Source organism: Amycolatopsis sp. NPDC005232, from assembly GCF_040607795.1.
Classification (GTDB): Bacteria; Actinomycetota; Actinomycetes; order Mycobacteriales; family Pseudonocardiaceae; genus Amycolatopsis.
Map to the genome: position 1 here is coordinate 95,461 of NZ_JBEXHL010000028.1, position 17,927 is coordinate 113,387.

General features: G+C 69.8%; 14 protein-coding genes and 1 pseudogene. 7 read left to right on the forward strand and 8 right to left on the reverse strand.

Annotation, left to right across the window (positions count from 1 at the left end; all coding sequences use genetic code 11):
• The first annotated feature begins 183 nt into the window (after nt 1-183).
• From ABZU76_RS37840 to ABZU76_RS37855, 4 genes are all read left to right on the forward strand, one after another.
• Nucleotides 184-1,896: an acyl-CoA dehydrogenase gene (locus ABZU76_RS37840; RefSeq protein ID WP_354878768.1), complete on the forward strand. Its 1,713-nt coding sequence runs from the start codon at nt 184-186 to the stop codon at nt 1,894-1,896.
• Between the two features lie 158 nt (nt 1,897-2,054).
• Nucleotides 2,055-2,771 carry an alpha/beta hydrolase gene (locus ABZU76_RS37845; protein WP_354878771.1) on the forward strand — a complete coding sequence of 239 codons (717 nt, stop codon included), beginning with the start codon at nt 2,055-2,057 and terminating at the stop codon, nt 2,769-2,771.
• A 26-nt stretch (nt 2,772-2,797) separates the two neighbouring features.
• Complete coding sequence (locus tag ABZU76_RS37850; protein WP_354878774.1) at nt 2,798-4,003, forward strand: helix-turn-helix domain-containing protein; 1,206 nt, start codon at nt 2,798-2,800, stop codon at nt 4,001-4,003.
• A 67-nt stretch (nt 4,004-4,070) separates the two neighbouring features.
• Complete coding sequence (locus ABZU76_RS37855; RefSeq protein WP_354878777.1) at nt 4,071-4,577, forward strand: GNAT family N-acetyltransferase; 507 nt, start codon at nt 4,071-4,073, stop codon at nt 4,575-4,577.
• Nucleotides 4,578-4,584: 7 nt separating this feature from the next.
• On the opposite strand, the gene ABZU76_RS37860 is transcribed toward ABZU76_RS37855, so the two are convergent.
• Complete coding sequence (locus ABZU76_RS37860; protein WP_354878780.1) at nt 4,585-7,020, reverse strand: Tex family protein; 2,436 nt, start codon at nt 7,018-7,020, stop codon at nt 4,585-4,587.
• Between the two features lie 244 nt (nt 7,021-7,264).
• On the opposite strand from ABZU76_RS37860, the gene ABZU76_RS37865 reads away from it, so the two are divergent.
• Nucleotides 7,265-8,698, forward strand: a complete 1,434-nt coding sequence (locus ABZU76_RS37865; RefSeq protein ID WP_354878783.1) for a glycosyl hydrolase family 18 protein — start codon at nt 7,265-7,267, stop codon at nt 8,696-8,698.
• A 177-nt stretch (nt 8,699-8,875) separates the two neighbouring features.
• On the opposite strand, the pseudogene ABZU76_RS37870 reads toward ABZU76_RS37865, so the two are convergent.
• The 3 genes and pseudogenes from ABZU76_RS37870 to ABZU76_RS37880 all read right to left on the reverse strand — a co-directional run bounded on the left by ABZU76_RS37870 (nt 8,876) and on the right by ABZU76_RS37880 (nt 13,216).
• A pseudogene (locus tag ABZU76_RS37870) lies at nt 8,876-10,587 on the reverse strand (GMC family oxidoreductase).
• 2 nt (nt 10,588-10,589) lie between these two features.
• On the reverse strand, nt 10,590-12,047 hold the full coding sequence (locus ABZU76_RS37875) for an NAD(P)/FAD-dependent oxidoreductase (protein ID WP_354878786.1): 1,458 nt from the start codon (nt 12,045-12,047) through the stop codon (nt 10,590-10,592).
• A gap of 80 nt (nt 12,048-12,127) precedes the next feature.
• The gene (locus tag ABZU76_RS37880; protein ID WP_354878789.1) at nt 12,128-13,216 is read right to left on the reverse strand and encodes a winged helix DNA-binding domain-containing protein; all 1,089 of its coding nucleotides are present in this window, start codon (nt 13,214-13,216) and stop codon (nt 12,128-12,130) included.
• An 81-nt stretch (nt 13,217-13,297) separates the two neighbouring features.
• On the opposite strand from ABZU76_RS37880, the gene ABZU76_RS37885 reads away from it, so the two are divergent.
• On the forward strand, nt 13,298-14,347 hold the full coding sequence (locus tag ABZU76_RS37885; RefSeq protein ID WP_354878792.1) for an AraC family transcriptional regulator: 1,050 nt from the start codon (nt 13,298-13,300) through the stop codon (nt 14,345-14,347).
• Here ABZU76_RS37885 and ABZU76_RS37890 read toward each other — a convergent pair.
• Nucleotides 14,274-14,939 (reverse strand): TetR/AcrR family transcriptional regulator, encoded by a 666-nt coding sequence (locus ABZU76_RS37890; protein WP_220246871.1) that lies wholly within the window; start codon nt 14,937-14,939, stop codon nt 14,274-14,276. The genes ABZU76_RS37885 and ABZU76_RS37890 overlap by 74 nt on opposite strands.
• Before the next feature lie 197 nt (nt 14,940-15,136).
• On the opposite strand from ABZU76_RS37890, the gene ABZU76_RS37895 reads away from it, so the two are divergent.
• Entirely contained in the window at nt 15,137-15,442 is a 306-nt protein-coding gene (locus ABZU76_RS37895; protein ID WP_354878796.1) for a hypothetical protein, read from the forward strand.
• A gap of 56 nt (nt 15,443-15,498) precedes the next feature.
• Here ABZU76_RS37895 and ABZU76_RS37900 read toward each other — a convergent pair whose 3' ends face one another.
• The 3 genes from ABZU76_RS37900 to paaI are packed head-to-tail and all read right to left on the reverse strand — an operon-like array spanning nt 15,499 to nt 17,764.
• Nucleotides 15,499-16,092, reverse strand: a complete 594-nt coding sequence (locus ABZU76_RS37900; RefSeq protein ID WP_354878799.1) for a TetR/AcrR family transcriptional regulator — start codon at nt 16,090-16,092, stop codon at nt 15,499-15,501.
• A complete protein-coding gene (gene paaK, locus ABZU76_RS37905; RefSeq protein ID WP_354878802.1) occupies nt 16,089-17,372 on the reverse strand; it encodes a phenylacetate--CoA ligase PaaK in 1,284 nt (427 codons plus the stop codon). The genes ABZU76_RS37900 and paaK overlap by 4 nt, the downstream gene beginning before the upstream one ends.
• Entirely contained in the window at nt 17,369-17,764 is a 396-nt protein-coding gene (gene paaI / locus ABZU76_RS37910; protein ID WP_220247428.1) for a hydroxyphenylacetyl-CoA thioesterase PaaI, read from the reverse strand. The genes paaK and paaI overlap by 4 nt, the downstream gene beginning before the upstream one ends.
• Nucleotides 17,765-17,927 lie beyond the last annotated feature (163 nt).

Below are 17,927 nucleotides of genomic sequence, written 5' to 3' on the forward strand. Positions count from 1 at the left end.
TGTCCTGCCCGGCGCAGACCTCGGGGGGCCGCGGCGCGTGGTAGTCGACAACAACACGCGATCCGAGGCAGAACTGAGCGGACCGCAAGATCAGTATAGCCGAACGTGCGCGCGGGGCCGAGTGAGTTTGCCCGCATCCCGGCCCCTTGCTAAGTTACCCGTCGGTAATCACGGAGGAGAGCCATGCCGCTGCTCAACCCGCGGGCCTACGACCCGCAGTCGTTCGACCCGGAGACCCGGCGCCTGCTGCTGGCCACGATCGAGTGGTTCGAGTCACGCGGCAAGCGCAAGCTCACCGAGGACTACCACAACCGCACCTTCTACGCGGACTTCCTCGAGTTCGCCGGCAAGGAAGGCCTCTTCGCCACCTTCCTCACGCCCGCCGCGGCCGCCGACGGCGCGCCGGACAAGCGCTGGGACACCGGCCGCGTGGCCGCGCTATCGGAGCTGCTCGGCTTCTACGGCCTCAACTACTGGTACCCGTGGCAGGTCACCATCCTCGGGCTCGGCCCGGTGTGGCAGAGCGGCAACGAGGTCGCGCGCAAGCGTGCGGCCGACGCGCTGGACGCGGGCGGCGTCGGCGCGTTCGGACTGTCCGAAAAGGATCACGGCGCCGACATCTACTCGTCCGACCTCGTCCTCACGCCCGACGGCGCGGGCGGCTATCGCGCCAACGGCTCCAAGTATTACATCGGCAACGGCAACGTCGCCCGCACGATCTCGGTCTTCGGCCGCGTCGACGGCGTCGAAGGCCCGGACCAGTACGTGTTCTTCTACGCCGACTCGACGCACCCGAACTACCACGTGGTGAAGAACGTCGTGCCCTCGCAGATGTTCGTCGCGGAATTCCGCCTCGAGGACTACCCGGTGCACGCCGAGGACCTCCTGCACGTCGGCGCGGAGGCGTTCAGCGCCGCGCTCAACACCGTGAACATCGGCAAGTTCAACCTGTGTTTCGGCGGCATCGGCATGGCCACGCACTCGCTGTACGAGGCCATCACGCACGCCCACAACCGGATCCTCTACGGCAAGCCCGTCACCGACTTCCCGCACGTGCGCCGCGAGTTCGTGGAGGCCTACGCGCGGCTGGTCGGCATGAAGCTGTTCTCCGACCGCGCCGTGGACTACTTCCGCTCCGCCGGCCCGGACGACCGCCGCTACCTGCTGTTCAACCCCATCACCAAGATGAAGGTGACCACGCAGGCGCAGAAGGTGATCGGCCTGGTCGCCGACGTCGTCGCGGCCAAGGGCTTCGAGGCCGACACCTACCTCGCCATGGCCAAGAACGACATCGACGGCCTGCCCAAGCTGGAGGGCACGGTGGCGGTGAACCTCGCGCTGATCGCGAAGTTCATGCCCGCCTACCTTTTCGCGCCCCAGGACTACGCCCCCGTGCCGACCCGCGACGACGCCGCGGACGACGAGTTCCTCTTCCGCCAGGGCCCCGCGCGCGGCCTGTCGAAGGTCCGTTTCCACGACTGGAAAACGGCCTACGGCAAGGCTTCGCACATCCCGAACGTGGCGCTCTTCCGCGAGCAGGCCGACCACCTCGTGCGCCTGCTCACCGAAGCCGCGCCGGACGAGGCCCAGCAGGCCGACCTGGACTTCGGGCTGGCGCTGACGGAGCTGTTCACCCTCGTCGTCTACGGCCAGCTGATCCTGGAGCAGGCCGAGCTCACCGGCGAGCCCGACGACGTCGTGGACCAGCTCTTCGCCGTGCTGGTGCAGGACTTCAGCGCGGCTGCGGTGGACCTCAACGGCAAGGCGAGCTCCACGGCCAAGCAGCAGGAGCTGGCGCTGGCGGCCCTGCGCAAGCCCGTCGTGGACGCCGACCGCTTCGCTCGCGTGTGGACAGTGGTGCGGGACCTGTCCGGCACCTACGAGATGAACGCCTAGGCGCACCGGGTCCGCGGGCGCACCCGCGCGCGGGCCCGTTGTCCTGACGGACAACAAACGGCCTCGTTCAGGTTGATCGGGAACATCGCGTTCGCGTGTGCCCTGCTGCACGGTGAGCAGGCAACCCCTTTCACCCCACAACAGGAACGAGGCTCGTCATGGCCGCTCCCGGACTACCCACCGTCGTACTGGTCCACGGCGCCTTCGCCGACGCGTCAGGCTGGCAGGGGGTGGCCGCCGGTCTGCGTGAACGCGGCTATCCGGTGCTCGCTCCGGCCAACCCGCTGTGCGGGGTCGCCGCCGATGCCGGCTACATCAGGGACTTCGTGTCGACGATCCAGGGCGACGTCGTGCTCGTGGGCCACTCGTACGGCGGTTGCGTGATCACCAACGCGAGCACGGGCATCCCGAACGTGCGGGCGTTGGTCTACATCGCCGCTTTCGCACCGGACGAGGGAGAGACGTTGCTCGAGTCCTTCGCGCTCGGCGGCGGGACGTCCGAACTCGGTGAGCGCCTGGTTCGGCGCCCGTACCCGGGTGCGCCCGAGGGCGACGCCGACGGGTACATCGACCTGGAATTCTTCCACCAGCTGTTCTGCGCCGACCTGGACACCGATCTCGCCGCTTTCATGGCCGTCGCCCAGCGCGGGTTCGCGCTGTCCTGCCTGTCCGCCCCTTCCGGAGTGCCCGGCTGGCGGACCATCCCGAGCTGGTACCTCGTGGCTGCCGACGACGTCACGATCCCGCCGGAGGCCGAGCGGTTCATGGCGAAGCGCGCCGGAGCGCAGACGGTGGAGGTCGCCAGTTCGCACGTCGCGATGATCAGCAAGCCGGCCGAGACGATCGACCTGATCGTCGCCGCTTGCGGTGCCTGACACAGGACAAGCTCTAGGCTGACCTGGTGACGCGACGCGAGGCCACGAGCGGGCCCGATCCGGAGCTCGTGGCACTCGCCGGACGGCTGCTGGGCGCCATCGACGAGTTCGCGGACGAGATCGCGTCCGCGATCGAGGCCCGCGTCGAGTTCTACTCCCTGACTACCGTCGTGTCGGCCGACGACCTGCGGCGATCCGTGCGAGGCAACCTCGAGTACGTCCTGCGGTCCTTGCAGGAGGACCGGTTCGCCGACGTCGCGGCAGCCCGGACGACCGGTGCTCTGCGAGCCGAGCAAGGGGTGCCGCTGTCGGTGGTCATGGCGGCGTTCCGCGTTCTGTTCAGCCAGATCTGGCACAGCCTCGTGCGGCACGCCCGCACGCGGGCACAGGTCTCGGACCAGGCGCTGGTGGACGCGGCCTCCGACCTGTGGTCCGCACACGACACCTTCGCCGAGGAAATGGCCGCCGCGCACCGCGAGGCGACGATGGCACTGGTGCTGCGGAACGAGGGCGAGCGGTCGGCTCTGGTCGGCGCACTCCTGGAGGGACGGCCGCTGCACGAGACGTCGGTCTGGGAGGTAGCGGACGTGCTTCGCCTGCCCAAACGGGGGCCCTTCGTCGTGGTCGCGGCCGAAGCGGTGCAACTGGCCCAGGAGGCGCTGCCCGGCATCGAGAACCGCTTGCGGGCCCGACGTATCGGGTCGGCCTGGCGGCTGATGCCCGATGCGCAGATCGGGATCGTGCGGTTCGAGAACGACGCCGACCTGCGCCCGCTCGCGTCGACCCTGACGGCGTCGGCGCACAGCCGGATCGGCGTCAGCCCGCCGTATCGGGCACTGACGGAGACGGCGGCCGCGCTGCGTTTCGCGCGCATCGCGCTGGCGAGCACCGTCGCCGGCACGCCGCACGTCACGATGTTCGACGACTTTCCCCTTGCCGTCGCGGCGGTCAGCGCGCCCGACGCGATGCAGCGAGTCCGGCAGGCCGTACTCGGGCCGATCCTCGACCTGCCGCCCGAGCAAGGCAAGGTCCTCCTCGACACCCTGGCCGCGTGGCGGGACAACGGAGGGTCGGCGTCGGGCGCCGCGGCAGTTCTGTTCTGTCACCCCAACACGGTCCGCCACCGGCTGCGCCGGGTCGAGGCCGCCACCGGTCGCTCCCTCAGCGACCCGAAAGCAACCGCGGAGATCCTGATCGCGCTCGAGGCCGCGTTGCTGGGAATTGCACGGTGATGACCTCATGGGCTCACCGGTCCGCGAACCCGGGCCGGGCCCGGCCGCTCGGCTACGCCGGTGCACCGTGACCGCACCCCGCCTCGAAGCCCGGGCCATCACCACCGCGCGGCTGGACCTGCTGCCGCTGCTCGTCGAGCACGCCGAGGAGATGGCGCGGGTGCTGTCCGACCCGGCGCTGCACACCTTCATCGGCGGCACCCCGGACACTCCGGAAGCCCTGCGCACGCGCTACCAGCGCATGACCGCCGGCTCACCCGACCCGGCCGTGACCTGGCTGAACTGGGTGATCCGGCTTCGCGGCGAGGGCGGTCTGACGGGCACCGTCCAGGCCACCGTGAGTGCCGCCGGCGCGGAGATCGCCTGGGTGGTGGGGACGCCGTGGCAAGGCCGCGGCATCGCCACCGAAGCCACCCAGGCGCTCGTTGCCTGGCTCGAACGGCAGCCCGTGGCCGCCGTTCTCGCCCACATCCATCCCGGGCACCGGGCTTCCGCCGCCGTGGCCACCGCCGCTGGGCTCACGCCCACCGACGAGTGGCACGACGGCGAAATCCGCTGGCTCCGGGCCCGCTGACCCGGTCCTACTTGCCGAATCCGGCCCGCCGCAGCGCGTCGGCCATCGAGCCGTTGCCGCCGGAGTTGCCCCCGCGGTCACGACCGCCGCCGCCACCGCCGCGGTTGCCCTGCTGGCCACGCCGCTGACCGCCGCCGCCGCCCTGGCCGCCGCCGCCCTGGCCGCCACCGCCCTGGCCGCCACCGCCACCGCCCTGACCGCGGTCACGACCGCCGCCGCCACCACTACGACGGTCCTGCGACGAAGCACCCGGCTCGTCGTCCAGGCGCAGCGTCAGCGAGATCCGCTTGCGCGGCACGTCGACGTCGAGCACCTTCACCTTCACGATGTCGCCGGGCTTCACGACGTCGCGTGGGTCCTTCACGAAGTTCTTCGACAGCGCCGACACGTGGGCGAGGCCGTCCTGGTGCACGCCGACGTCGATGAACGCGCCGAACGCCGCCACGTTCGTGACCACACCCTCCAGCCGCATCCCGGGCTTGAGGTCACCGATCTTGTCCACGCCCTCGGCGAACGTCGCAGTCTTGAACGCCGGACGCGGGTCGCGGCCGGGCTTCTCCAGCTCGGTCAGGATGTCCGTGACGGTCGGGAGCCCGAAGGTCTCGTCCACGAACTCCGTCGGCTTGAGCGCCTGCAGCGTGCGGGCGTTGCCGATCAGCTCGCGGATGCCCGAGCCGGTGCGGTCGAGGATCCGCCGCACCACCGGGTACGCCTCGGGGTGCACCGAAGACGCGTCGAGCGGGTCGTCGCCGTCCGGGATGCGCAGGAAGCCGGCGCACTGCTCGAACGCCTTGGGCCCGAGCCGCGCGACCTCCTTCAGTGCTGTGCGCGACTTGAACGGACCGTTGGTGTCGCGGTGGGACACGATGTTCTCGGCCAGCCCCGTGGTGATGCCCGAAACCCGCGTGAGCAGCGGAGCGGACGCGGTGTTCACGTCCACGCCGACCGCGTTCACGCAGTCCTCCACCACCGCGTCGAGCGAGCGCGACAGCGACACCTCGGACAGGTCGTGCTGGTACTGCCCGACGCCGATCGACTTCGGGTCGATCTTGACCAGCTCGGCCAGCGGGTCCTGCAGCCGGCGCGCGATCGAGACCGCGCCGCGCAGCGACACGTCCATGCCCGGCAGCTCCTGCGACGCGAACGCCGACGCCGAGTACACCGACGCGCCCGCCTCGCTGACGACGGCCTTCGTGAGGCTCAGCTCGGGGTGCTTCTTGATGAGCTCCTGCGCGAGCTTGTCCGTCTCGCGCGACGCGGTGCCGTTGCCGATCGAGATCAGGTCCACGTGGTGCTTCGCCGACAGCACGGCGAGCTCGGCGATCGACTGGTCCCACTTGTTCGCCGGCTGGTGCGGGTAGATCACGTGCGTGTCCACGACCTTGCCGGTCGCGTCGACCACGGCCACCTTCACGCCGGTGCGGAAGCCCGGGTCGAGGCCCATCGTCGCGCGCGTGCCGGCTGGCGCGGCCAGCAGCAGGTCGCGCAGGTTCGCCGCGAACACGCGCACGGCGTCGTCCTCGGCCGACTGGCGCAGCCGCATCCGCAGGTCGATGCCCAGGTGCAGGAGGATCTTGGTGCGCCAGGCCCAGCGCACGGTGTCGCCGAGCCACTTGTCGGCGGGCCGGCCTTGCTGGGTGACGCCGAACTTGTGCGCGATCCGCATCTCGTACTCGGTCGGACCGACGCGCGGCTCGGCGTCCTCGGCCCGGGGTTCCTCGGCCTCCATCGACAGGTCGAGGATTTCCTCCTTCTCGCCGCGCAGCATCGCGAGGATGCGGTGCGAGGGGAGCTTCGCGTACGGCTCGGAGAAGGTGAAGTAGTCGGCGAACTTCGCGCCTTCCTCTTCCTTGCCCGCGCGGACCTTCGACGCGATGTGCCCCTCGGTCCACATCTTCTCGCGCAGCTCGCCGATCAGGTCGGCGTCTTCGGCGAAGCGCTCCACGAGGATCGAGCGGGCGCCGTCGAGCGCGGCTTGCGCGTCGGCGACACCCTTGTCGGCGTCGACGAACACCGCGGCCGCGGCCTGCGGGTCGGTGTTCGGGTCGTTCATGAGGCCGTCGGCCAGCGGCTCGAGGCCGGCCTCACGGGCGATCTGCGCCTTCGTCCGCCGCTTCGGCTTGTACGGCAGGTAGATGTCTTCCAGGCGCGACTTCGTGTCCGCGGCCATGATCTGGGCCTCGAGCGCCTCGTCGAGCTTGCCCTGCGTGCGGATCGACTCCAGCACGGAGACGCGCCGCTCGTCGAGTTCCCGCAGGTAGCGCAGCCGTTCCTCGAGCGTGCGCAGCTGCGCGTCGTCGAGCATCCCGGTGACTTCCTTGCGGTACCGGGCGATGAACGGCACGGTCGACCCCCCGTCGAGGAGGTCGACCGCGGCCTTGACCTGACCTTCGCGCACCCCCAGCTCTTCGGCGATCCGTTCCTCGACCGACTGCACGCTCACAACCAGGCTCCTGCTCCGTCTCGGTGTCCCGTGCCGAGCATTCTGCCGTCCGGTTCGGTGCGACTTTCGTATGGCCCCGTCGAAGCGACGCCCGAACGGTTCCTTGACACCGAGATTGGTCTAGTCCACTTTGTGGTGACCTGCCTCACTCTTTCGTGGAGGTCTCGCTGTGTTCTCCAAACGGTCCCCACAACCTCGCCCTTCCCGCCGACCCAAACTGGCGATCAGCGCACTGATCGCCACCGTGGCCGCGTGCCTCGGTGTCACCTTCGTCATCGGTGGCAGCGCCTCGGCCGCCAACATCCTCGCCAACCCCGGCTTCGAAAGCGGCAGCCTTTCGGGCTGGACCTGCAGTGGTTCCGCCTCCGTGGTGTCCAATGGCGCCCACGGCGGGACCAAGGCGCTCAGCGCCGCGCCCTCGTCGTCCGACACCGCCCAGTGCTCGCAGCAGGTGACGGTGAAGGCGAACACCGCCTACAAGCTGTCGGCCTGGGTGCAGGGCAGCTACGTCTACCTGGGCGTCTCCGGCACCGGCGGCGCCGACACCAGCACCTGGACGCCGGGCACGAGCGGCTGGAGCCAGCTCTCGGTCGACTTCACCACCGGTGCGTCCACCAGCATCACCGTGTACCTGCACGGCTGGTACGGGCAGCCGGCCTACCTGGCCGACGACGTCAACCTCGACGGCCCGGGCACCCCGCCGCCCACGACCCCGACCACGCCGACGACACCCACCACCCCGCCGACGACCCCGACCACGCCCACCACGTCCCAGCCGCCGACGACCGGTGACCTGGCCAAACACGTGCTCACGGGCTACTGGCAGAACTTCTACAACGGAGCCAAGGCCCTCAAGCTCGCCGACGTGCCCACGCGCTACAACATCATCGCCGTGGCCTTCGCCGACGCCACGGGCACACCGGGCGCCGTGAACTTCACGCTCGACTCAGGCCTGTCGTCGCAGCTCGGCGGCTACACCGACGCGCAGTTCCGCGCCGACATCAAGACCGTGCAGGCGCGGGGCCAGAAGGTGATCATCTCCGTCGGCGGCCAGAACGGCACGATCAACGTCAGCGACTCGTCGTCGGCGAACAACTTCGCCAACTCCGTGAAGTCGCTGATCTCGACCTACGGCTTCGACGGCGTGGACATCGACCTCGAGAACGGCATCAACGCCACCTACATGGGCCAGGCGCTGCGCAGCATCCACAACGGCGGCGGCTCGGTCATCACCATGGCGCCGCAGACGATCGACATGCAGTCCACCCAGGGCGGCTACTTCCAGCTCGCGCTGGGGATCAAGGACATCCTCACGGTCGTCAACATGCAGTACTACAACTCGGGCACCATGCTCGGCTGCAACGGCCAGGTCTACGCGCAGGCCACCGTCGACTTCCTGACGGCGCTGGCGTGCATCCAGCTGCAAGGCGGTTTGCGGGCCGACCAGGTGGCCCTCGGCCTGCCGGCTTCCGGCTCGGCGGGCGGCGGCTACCAGGCTCCGTCGAACGTCGTCTCGGCGCTCAACTGCCTCGCTCGCGGCACCAGCTGCGCCGGCTTCAAACCCTCGGCCACGTACCCGGCGATCCGCGGTGCCATGACCTGGTCGATCAACTGGGACGCGTCCGCCGGGTACGCGTTCGCGAACACCGTTGGCGGCGCGCTCGCGAATCTGCCTTAGGGGCGCTCCGGACAAGACCTTGGAAGGACTCCCGCGACGGCAGGGAGGGCGTCGTCGCGGGAGCTCCTTTCAAGACACCCCCAGTGCACGTGCTCAGAGGGGGGTGAGCGCGTGCGACGCCGCAAGCGTGCCTGGTGGTGGTTGGTGGATGTGTTGAGGGATTGTTGAATCTGCTGGTCAGCGACCGATCCGGAGGTCGACGATCGGCAGTCGCAACGCTCCCGGAGCCGTCGTCGGAACGGTCGGCTTCACCGGCGCCACCGGGGTGATCCGGCGATAAGCCGAGCCCAGCGCCGGGCGCGGATCGGCCTCGCCCTTGTTCGGCCACAACGCCATGGCACGTTCGGCCTGGGCGGTGATCGTCAGCGACGGGTTCACGCCCAGGTTGGCCGAGATCGTCGAGCCGTCCACGATGTGGAGGCCGGGGTGGCCGTAGACGCGCTGGTAGGGGTCGACGACGCCGGTGTCGGGGGAGTCGCCGATGGTGCAGCCGCCGATGAAGTGGCCGGTGATCGGGGTGTTGGCGAGGTCGGTCCAGGCGCCCTGCGGAAGGCCGCCGATCTTCGCGGCGACGCGGCGGGTCACGTCGTGGCCGGCGGGGATCCAGTCGGGGCTCGGTTCGCCGCTGCCTTGACGAGTGGTCATGCGGCGGCCGAGCAGGCCCCGTTTCGTGTACGTGGTCACGGAGTTGTCGAGCGTCTGCATCACGAGCAGGCCGATCATGCGTTCCGACCAGTGCCGCGGGTTGTGCAGGCGCGGCAGCTGGCGCCAGCGCCGCGCCAGTTCGCGAAGCCCCAGCGCCCACCGGCGTTTGCCGGGTTCGGCGTCCACGAGGACGGTGGCCATGAGGCCCATGACGTTGCTGCCCTTGCCGTAGCGCACGGGCTCGACGTGGGTGACGGCGTCCGGATGGATCGACGACGTGATGGCGACGCCGCGCGTGTAGTCGGTGTCCTTGCGCAGCGAACGCGCGGCGAGCACGGCCTCGGAGTTGGTGCGCGCCAACAGGCCGAGGCGCGGTGACAAGCCCGGGAGCGTGCCGTCGTCGCGGAGCTGGTGCAGGAGCCGTTGCGTGCCCAGGGCAGCGGCCGAGAAGACGACCTCGCGCGCGGTGAAGGTGCGCCGGCCGCGCCGGACCCAGCGGCCGGTGCGTTCGGTGTCCACCGCGTAGCCGCCGTCGACCGGGCGCACGGAGACCACCGTCGTCAACGGGTGCACCTCGGCGCCGGCCTGTTCGGCGAGGTAGAGGTAGTTCTTCACCGTGGTGTTCTTCGCGCCGACGCGGCAGCCGGTCATGCACTCGCCGCAGTGGGTGCAGCCGCGCCGCGCCGGGCCGGCGCCGCCGAAGAACGGGTCCGGGGTCTCTTCGCCCGGGTGCGAGCCGAGTACACGCCGACCGGCGTGCGGCGGTAGGTGTGGCCGATCCCCATGTCGTCGGCGACCTCGCGCAGCACCTCGTCGGCCGGCGTCGTGAGCGGGTTCTCGACGACGCCCAGCATGCGTTTGGCCTGGTCGTAGTAGGGCGCCAGCTCATCCTTCCAGTCTGTGATGTGCGCCCACTGCTTGTCCTGGTAGAACGCGTCCGGCGGCTCGTACAGCGTGTTCGCGTAGACGAGCGAACCACCTCCGACGCCGGTGCCGCTCATCACGAAGGTGTTCTTCAGCAGAGTCAGCCGCTGGATGCCGTACAGGCCGAATTTCGGCGCCCACAGGTACTTCCGCAGGCGCCACGACGTCTTGGCGAACTCGTCGTCGGCGAAGCGGCGCCCGGCCTCCAGCACGCCGACGCGGTAACCCTTTTCCGTGAGCCGCAACGCCGTGACGCTGCCGCCGAAGCCCGAGCCGATCACGAGCACGTCGTAGTCGGTGTTCGAGACCGTGCTGTTCAAGATCAGGCCACCATCCTGAAGTCGGCCGGGTCGAGCACCCGGGTCCTGCGGTCGTACTCGGTCACCAGACCGGGCCAGTTGGTGCTCACGCGCCCGTCGGCCTGGCGGTACCAGCTCGTGCACGCGCTCCACACGCTGTGCCCCAGCCGCTGCTGCACCTCGCGGTCGTAGCGCTCCTCCACCTCGGGCCGCACGTCCACATAGGACACCCCGGGCCGCGCGAGCTGTTCCACGGCCTGGCGGATGTAGCGCGCCTGCCGTTCGATCATGTAGATGATGGAGCCCGCGCCGAGGTTGGTGTTGGGGCCGTAGACGCAGAACAGGTTGGGGAACCCCGGCACCGTCATCCCCAGGTACGCGCGGGCGCCGCCGCGCCACGCGTCGTCGAGACTGCGCCCGTCGAGTCCCAGTACCTTCATCGAGCCGAGGAAGTCGGTGGCGTTGAAGCCGGTGCCGTACACGATCACGTCGGCTTCGTGCTCCACGCCGTCTTCGGTGCGCACGCCGCGCGGCGTGATCTCGCGGATCCGGCCGGTCTCGACCTCGACGTTCGGCTGCGCGAGCGCCGGCAGGTAGTCGTTGGTGAACAGGATCCGCTTGCAGCCCAACGGGTACTTCGGCGTCAGCTTCCGCCGCAGCGCGCGATCCTTGATGTACTTGTGCCGCAGCTGCGCCGTCCGCAGCTCGAACGCCTTCGCCAGCGCGGGGTGGCGCGTCATCGCGTAGGTCGCGTACTCGGCGAGCAGGAAGATCCGCAGGCGGCCGAGCAGCTGCGTCGCCGGGAGGCGTTCGAACAGGCGCTTCTGCCAGCGCGCGTACCGGGTGTCGTTCTTGGCCATGATGTAGGGCGCAGTGCGCTGGAAGATCGTCACCCGGGCGGCGCGTTTCTGCAGCTCGGGCACGAACTGGATCGCGCTCGCCCCGGTGCCGATCACGGCGACGCGCTTGCCCTCGAGCTCCGCCTCGTGGTTCCACAACGCGGAGTGGAACGCCACGCCCTCGAAGCTGTCGCGCCCCGCGATGTCGGGCAGCACCGGCCGCGACAGCTGCCCGACCGCGGGCACGAACACATCAGCCTCGAACGTCTCGCCACCGGCCGTCTCGACGCGCCAGCGGCCCTCGTCGAACGTCGCGGCCGTCACCTCCTGGCCGTAGCGGATGTGGGGGCCGAGGTCGTAGTCGGCCACCACGCGCTTGAGGTACGCGTGGATGTCCGGCTGCATCGAGAACCGCTTGGGCCAGTGGGGGTTGGGCGCGTAGGAGAACGAGTACAGCGGCGACGGGATGTCGCACGCCGCGCCGGGGTAGGTGTTCTCGCGCCACACCCCGCCGGGCTCGTTCGCGCGCTCGAGGATCGTGAAGTCGTGGAAGCCGGCGCGCTTGAGCTCGATCGCCGTGCCGACCCCGCCGAACCCGGTGCCCACGATCAGCACCGAGGGCGTCCTTGCCGTGTCACCCATCCTGAGCAAGGTACCGACGCGTCCGCCGAGGTGGAAGGACACGAACGGTCAGATAATCGAGAATTCCGGCCAGTGCCGGATTACGCGGCAAGCACCTGGATGTCGTGACGCAGCCCGGGTTCGGCCCAGGTCAGCAGACGCTTGCCGGAGCTTTCCAACGCGGCCGTGTCGCGCTTCGGCAGCCGTTCGTACGGCGTGAGCACGAGCGTGGCCGTGTCGCGGGTGGTCTTGAGGTCCCAGGCGCCCTTCACGAAGCCGCCGACGAGCAATGTGCCCTTGACCAGACCGTTCTGGCTGATCACGCGCTTGCGGTGCTCGTCGCGGATCACGCGGGTGCGGTCGGCGTAGGAGAGCAGAGGCTGGTCGAACGGCGCAAGCAACCGCGGCGGCGCGGGCACATCCTCGCCGGGCAGCGTAGCGCCGGGCAGGTCGTAGAGCGTGCGGCCGGCGTAGTCGACGTACGTGCGCAAGTCCATCCCGTCGACCACTTCACCGAGCTTCGTGAGACCCGACCACGCCTGCGCGTCGGCCACCGTCGCCGGGCCGAACGCCGCGAGGTAGCGCCGCACGAGCTGTTCGGCCGAGGACACCGCTTCGGTGCCGGCCAGCCAGCGGTCCGCGAGCTGGTAGGTCGGCTGGCCGGCCTGGCCCCACACACCGCGCGGCGGGATCTGCACCAGCGGCAGGAGGCAGCGCGCCAGGTGCATCAACGCGTCGCTCTCGCGCTCGGGCCACTTCTCGGCGAGCGCGGCGCCCAGCTGCGCGCTCGTGTGCGGGCGGTCCGCGAGCAGTTCGCGCGTCACGGCGGCCACCTCGCCGTGGTCGAGGCCGGCCACGCGGGCCGCGTGCAGCGTGTTCGTGCGGAGGTCGCGGTCCATGATCGGCTGCACGAGCGGGCGCCACGCCAGCGCGTCGGCCGCCGTCACGAGGTGCACGGTGCCGCGCATCAGCACGATCCGCGCGACGCTGCGGTCCAGGAGCAGCTTCGCTAGGTCGTCTGGCTTGAAGCCGTGCAGCCGCGCCCACAGCGCGTAGTACGGCGGGAACGGCGCCTGCGCCTGCAATCCGGCGAGGTGCTCGACGGCCGCCAGCGCCGGCATCGACGCCCGGCGCAACAGCAGCTGCCGATCCATCGTCGCGCGGTTGAGGGCTCGCAGACTCAGCTTCATGCGCCCGAGCGTAATGGGCATTGCGGACAGAATACGTCCTCAACGAGCACAGCCGAACTGACCTGATCCATAATTCCGGCCATGGCAGAGCTGGCAGCCCCCGCGGTCCGCGACTGGGACTTCCCCCGCGGCACCGCCAGCGTCCTGCTCATGCTCGGGTTCGCCGAGGACCACGGCGTGCCCGCCGAAAAGCTGATGCCGGGCACCCCGCGTGAGGCGCTGACCGGCCCCGATCGGCAGGTCGACGCGCGGCAGGAGCTGGCCGTGGTGCGCGCCGTCGCCATGCACACCGGCGGTGGCGACGACGTCGCCCTCGAACTCGGCCGCCGCTACCGCGTGACGACGTTCGGCATCTTCGGCTTCGCGTGCATCAGCAGCCCGACGATGCGCGACGCGATGCTGTTCGCGTTGCGCTACCTGGACTTGAGCTTCACGTTCTGCATCCCCCATGTGGAGCTGGACGCGGAGGGGATCAGCCTCGTGCTCGACGATTCGCGCGTACCCGCCGACGTCTCGCGTTTCCTCGTGCTGAGGGATCTCGCCGCGATCCACACCGTGATGCGCGACCTGCTGCCGGGGATTTCCCCACGGAGCCTGGAGTTCCGGCATTCGGCACCGTCGTCGACGAAGTCCTATGTGGACACCTTCGGCGTCGAGCCGGTATTCGGTGCCGAGCGCCACCGCGCCGGCTTCGACCCCGCGTTCCTCACCATGCCGTTGCCGCAGGCCAACGAACAGACCGTGGCCCTGTGCGCCGCCCAGTGCGACGCCCTCGTGGCCCGTCGCCGCGAACGGTCCGGCATCTCCCAGCTCGTGCGCGAACGCCTGGTGCGCCTGGGCGGCGTCGACGCCGGGATGGACGAGGTCGCGCGCCAGCTCACCGTCAGCCCGCGCACACTGCGCCGCCGGCTCACCGACGCCGGCACCGGCTACCGCCAGCTCGTGGACGAGGTCCGCCAGACGCTCGCCGAGGAAATGCTCGACATCGGCGCGTTGTCCGTCGAAGATGTCGCGCTGCGTCTGGGTTATGCCGAGGCGTCGAGCTTCATCTACGCGTTCAAACGGTGGACGGGGACGACTCCGGCGGCCTACGCGCGTCGTTCCGCTCCGCGAGCACGGCCGGGTAGGTGACCTCGATCAGGCCCATGATCGATTCCACGAGGAAGGTCCGCAGCTCGGCGCGGTTCAGCGTGCCGCGGATCAGCCATTCGCGAGACGCCGCGCGCAACATCCCGCCGTACGAACGGATCATCGCGCGCAGCTCTTCCCGGCCCTCGGTCACGTCGGTCATCAAGGCCCCGGCCAGCACGCGGTCGGCCGCGACGTCGTCGGCCTCCAGCATGATCCGCTCGATCTCGGGGTCACGGCCGGCGGACTCCGGGCCGATCGCGGTGAGCCACGCGTCGCGGTTGCGGTCGACCACGTCGATCCAGCGCTCGATGCCGACCTCCAGCCGGCGCCGAACGGGGCCTTCGGGCAGCGACTCGACCACAGGCGCGGGCACGATCATCATCTGCCGCACGACCTCGAGGTAGAGCTCGCGCTTGCCGCCGAAGTAGTGGTTGATCAGGGGCCTCGCCACCCCCGCGGCCGCCGCGATGTCCGAAGTGGACACTGACGCGTAGCTCCCGGCCCCGAACAGGCGCCGTGCCACCGCGAGGATCTCGGCCCTGCGCTCGGCCGGTTCCAGCCGGCGCCGCGTGGGCCGGGTTCCGGTGCTCATCGTGCCAGCTTTCTCGTCCTCCGTCCTGCTGTCAACAAGTTGTTGACCGCACGTAAAGAATGTGTCCTGCTGTTGTGTGTGACGGTATTTGTACGGTCGACCTGGGCCGTTACTGAACCGGAACAACCGGCCGGTAACTTCGCTGCCCGCTGGGACGACGGATCGAACGGGGGCTGGGCGCGGTGGGGTAGGAGCAGATGAGCGATGCCGAGGGTGGCACGACTCGCCCTGCGGGGCGCTGGGTTAGCGTGCGCTTGCAGCACCGCCAGGTGCGAGTGGACGAACCCTGCTGCACGGGCGAGTGCCGCGGCGAGTGCTCGGCGGACCTGTCCTACGACGGCATCGTCATCAGCAACTACGACGAGGGCGCGCTCGTCAGCGAGCGCTGGATCCCGCTCGGTGCCGAACCGAGCGAAGAAGACGACGAGGTCCTGATCGAGCAGCTGCGCGCCGCCATGCTCTGGCAGGCGCGCCGGCCGCCGAAGACCACGACGGGGGACTGAATCGCCGCCGGGCGGGACTTTCCGGCGGCGAGTGTCACCTCGGCAGGCGCTGCGGCTCAGGCGCGCAGGCCGTCGAACGCCATCTTGCACACCGCGTCCGCCAGCTCCTCACCCGACGAGCCGCGGCGCGGCCGGTACCACTCGATCAGCGAGTTCACCGTGCCGAACAGCAGCCGCGCGGCGACGGCGGGGTCGATGTCCGGCCGCACGTCACCCTCGGCCTCGGCCTGCTTGACCAGATCAGTCACCAGGCGGTCGAATTCGCGCCGGCGGGCCAGCGCCGAACGCTCCACCTTCGTGTTGCCGCGCACGCGAAGCAGCAGCGTGACGAACGGCAGCCGGTCGGCGAGCACCAGCACACTGCCGCGCACGAGGTGCTCCAGTCGGTCGATCGCGCGCCCGTCGAGCTGCTCGGTGGACGCCGCGATCTCGAACAGTCCGTCGAGCGCCCGGTCGACCGACAGCCGCAGCAGTTCGTCCTTGCTGCGCACGTGGTGGTAGATCGCCGACTTCGTGATGCCCAGCTTGCGCGACAGGTCTTCCATGCTGGTGCCGTCGTAGCCGCGCTCGTTGAACAGCTTCACCGCGACCTGCAGCAAAGACTCCAGGTCGTACCCGGGTCGTCCCCGCCGGGCCGGAGGGGTCGTCACGTCTTGTCTCGTTCGTCGATCACGCGCCGCATTTTGCCAACCGACCGCTCCAGCGTGTCCGGCTCCACCACGTCGACACCCACCGTCACGCCGACGCCGTCCTTCACACCCGCGATCAACGCCGCCGCCGCAGCCGCTCGCGCGTCCGCCGACGCGTCGTGACGCGCCTCCACCCGCACGGTCAGGTGGTCCAGCCGGCCCCGCGTCGAACGCACCAGCTGGAAGTGCGGGCTCAACGCGTCGGTCCGCAGCACGATCTCCTCGATCTGCGTCGGGAAGACGTTGACGCCACGCAGGATGATGAGGTCGTCGCTGCGCCCGGTCACCTTCTCCATGCGCCGGAACGCGGGCCGCGCCGTGCCCGGCATCAGCCGCGTGAGGTCGCGCGTGCGGTAGCGGATGATCGGCAGCGCCTGCTTCGTCAGCGACGTGAACAGCAGCTCGCCCTGCGCGCCCGACGGCAGCACCTGTTCGCTGAACGGGTCGATCACCTCGGGGAAGAAGTGGTCCTCCCAGATGTGCAGGCCGTCCTTGGTCTCCACGCACTCCTGCGCGACACCCGGCCCCATCACCTCGGACAGGCCGTAGATGTCCACGGCGTCGAGCGCGAAGCGTTCCTCGATCTCCGCGCGCATCTGCTCGGTCCACGGCTCGGCGCCGAAGATGCCGACCTTCAGTGAACTCGCCCGCGGGTCCACGCCCTGGCGCTCGAACTCGTCGAGCAACGTGAGCATGTACGACGGCGTGACCATGATGATCTCGGGCTTGAAGTCGGTGATCAGCTGCACTTGGCGCGCGGTCATGCCACCCGACGCCGGGATCACGGTGCAGCCGAGCTTTTCCGCTCCGTAGTGCGCGCCGAGCCCGCCGGTGAACAGGCCGTAGCCGTAGGCCACGTGCACCTTGTGGCCAGGGCGCCCGCCGGCCGCCCGGATCGAGCGCGCCATCACGGTCGCCCACGTGTCGATGTCGTCCTCGGTGTAGCCCACGACGGTCGGCTTGCCCGTGGTGCCGCTGGACGCGTGGATGCGCCGGATGTCCTGCTGCGGCACGGCGAACATGCCGAACGGGTAGTTGTCGCGCAGGTCCGCCTTGGTGGTGAACGGGAACTTCGCGAGGTCGGCAAGTTCCTTGCAGTCGTCCGGGTGCACGCCCGTCTCGTCGAACTTCTTGGCGTAGAAGGGCACGTTGGCGTACGCGTGCCGCAGTGTCCACTGGAGACGCATCAGCTGGAGGGCGGTGAGCTCGTCCAGTGAAAGCTTTTCGGCGTTGTCCTTCATCGGGTTTCCCGGCTCTTCTCGATGACGCGGCTGCGGCCGCGGAACTCGGCGACGACTTCGGGCCCTTCGGGGGTGTCCCGGTGCACGGTGACGTCGTAGATGCCGTTGCGGCCGTAGCGGGTGCGCTCGATGGCCGTGGCGGTGAGGTGGTCGCCGAGGCGGCCGGCCGCGACGAAGGAGATCTCGGCGCCGGCGGCGACGGTGACCGGTCCGTGGGTGTTGCACGCGAGGGCGAAAGCGGTGTCGGCGAGCAGGAACAGGTAGCCGCCGTGGGCGATGTCGTGGCCGTTGACCATCTGCTCGGTCACCTTCATCGTGGCGACCGCGCGCCCGTCGGCGGCCTCCACGAGCTCGATGCCCAGGCCCTTCGACGCCTCGTCGGTGTCGAACATGGCGTGGGCCGCGTTGCGCGTGGTCACGTTCGGTTGCCTCCGCGTGAGTAACTGACCGAATGGCCGGTAATCCAGGCCCGCCGTTAGTAAAGGCGGGGCGCGGGTTCGCTGTCAAGCACCGGGACTTCCGATCAGAGGCGGGAGCGGCTACGATGGAATTACT

Coding starts and splice junctions, on each gene's coding strand:
- paaI (WP_220247428.1), bottom strand. CDS start 17,764: ATGTTCGACACCGACGAGGCGTCGAAGGGCCTGGGCATCGAGCTCGTG.
- paaK (WP_354878802.1), bottom strand. CDS start 17,372: ATGAAGGACAACGCCGAAAAGCTTTCACTGGACGAGCTCACCGCCCTC.
- ABZU76_RS37895 (WP_354878796.1), top strand. CDS start 15,137: ATGAGCGATGCCGAGGGTGGCACGACTCGCCCTGCGGGGCGCTGGGTT.
- ABZU76_RS37845 (WP_354878771.1), top strand. CDS start 2,055: ATGGCCGCTCCCGGACTACCCACCGTCGTACTGGTCCACGGCGCCTTC.
- ABZU76_RS37890 (WP_220246871.1), bottom strand. CDS start 14,939: ATGAGCACCGGAACCCGGCCCACGCGGCGCCGGCTGGAACCGGCCGAG.
- ABZU76_RS37840 (WP_354878768.1), top strand. CDS start 184: ATGCCGCTGCTCAACCCGCGGGCCTACGACCCGCAGTCGTTCGACCCG.
- ABZU76_RS37880 (WP_354878789.1), bottom strand. CDS start 13,216: ATGAAGCTGAGTCTGCGAGCCCTCAACCGCGCGACGATGGATCGGCAG.
- ABZU76_RS37875 (WP_354878786.1), bottom strand. CDS start 12,047: ATGGGTGACACGGCAAGGACGCCCTCGGTGCTGATCGTGGGCACCGGG.
- ABZU76_RS37885 (WP_354878792.1), top strand. CDS start 13,298: ATGGCAGAGCTGGCAGCCCCCGCGGTCCGCGACTGGGACTTCCCCCGC.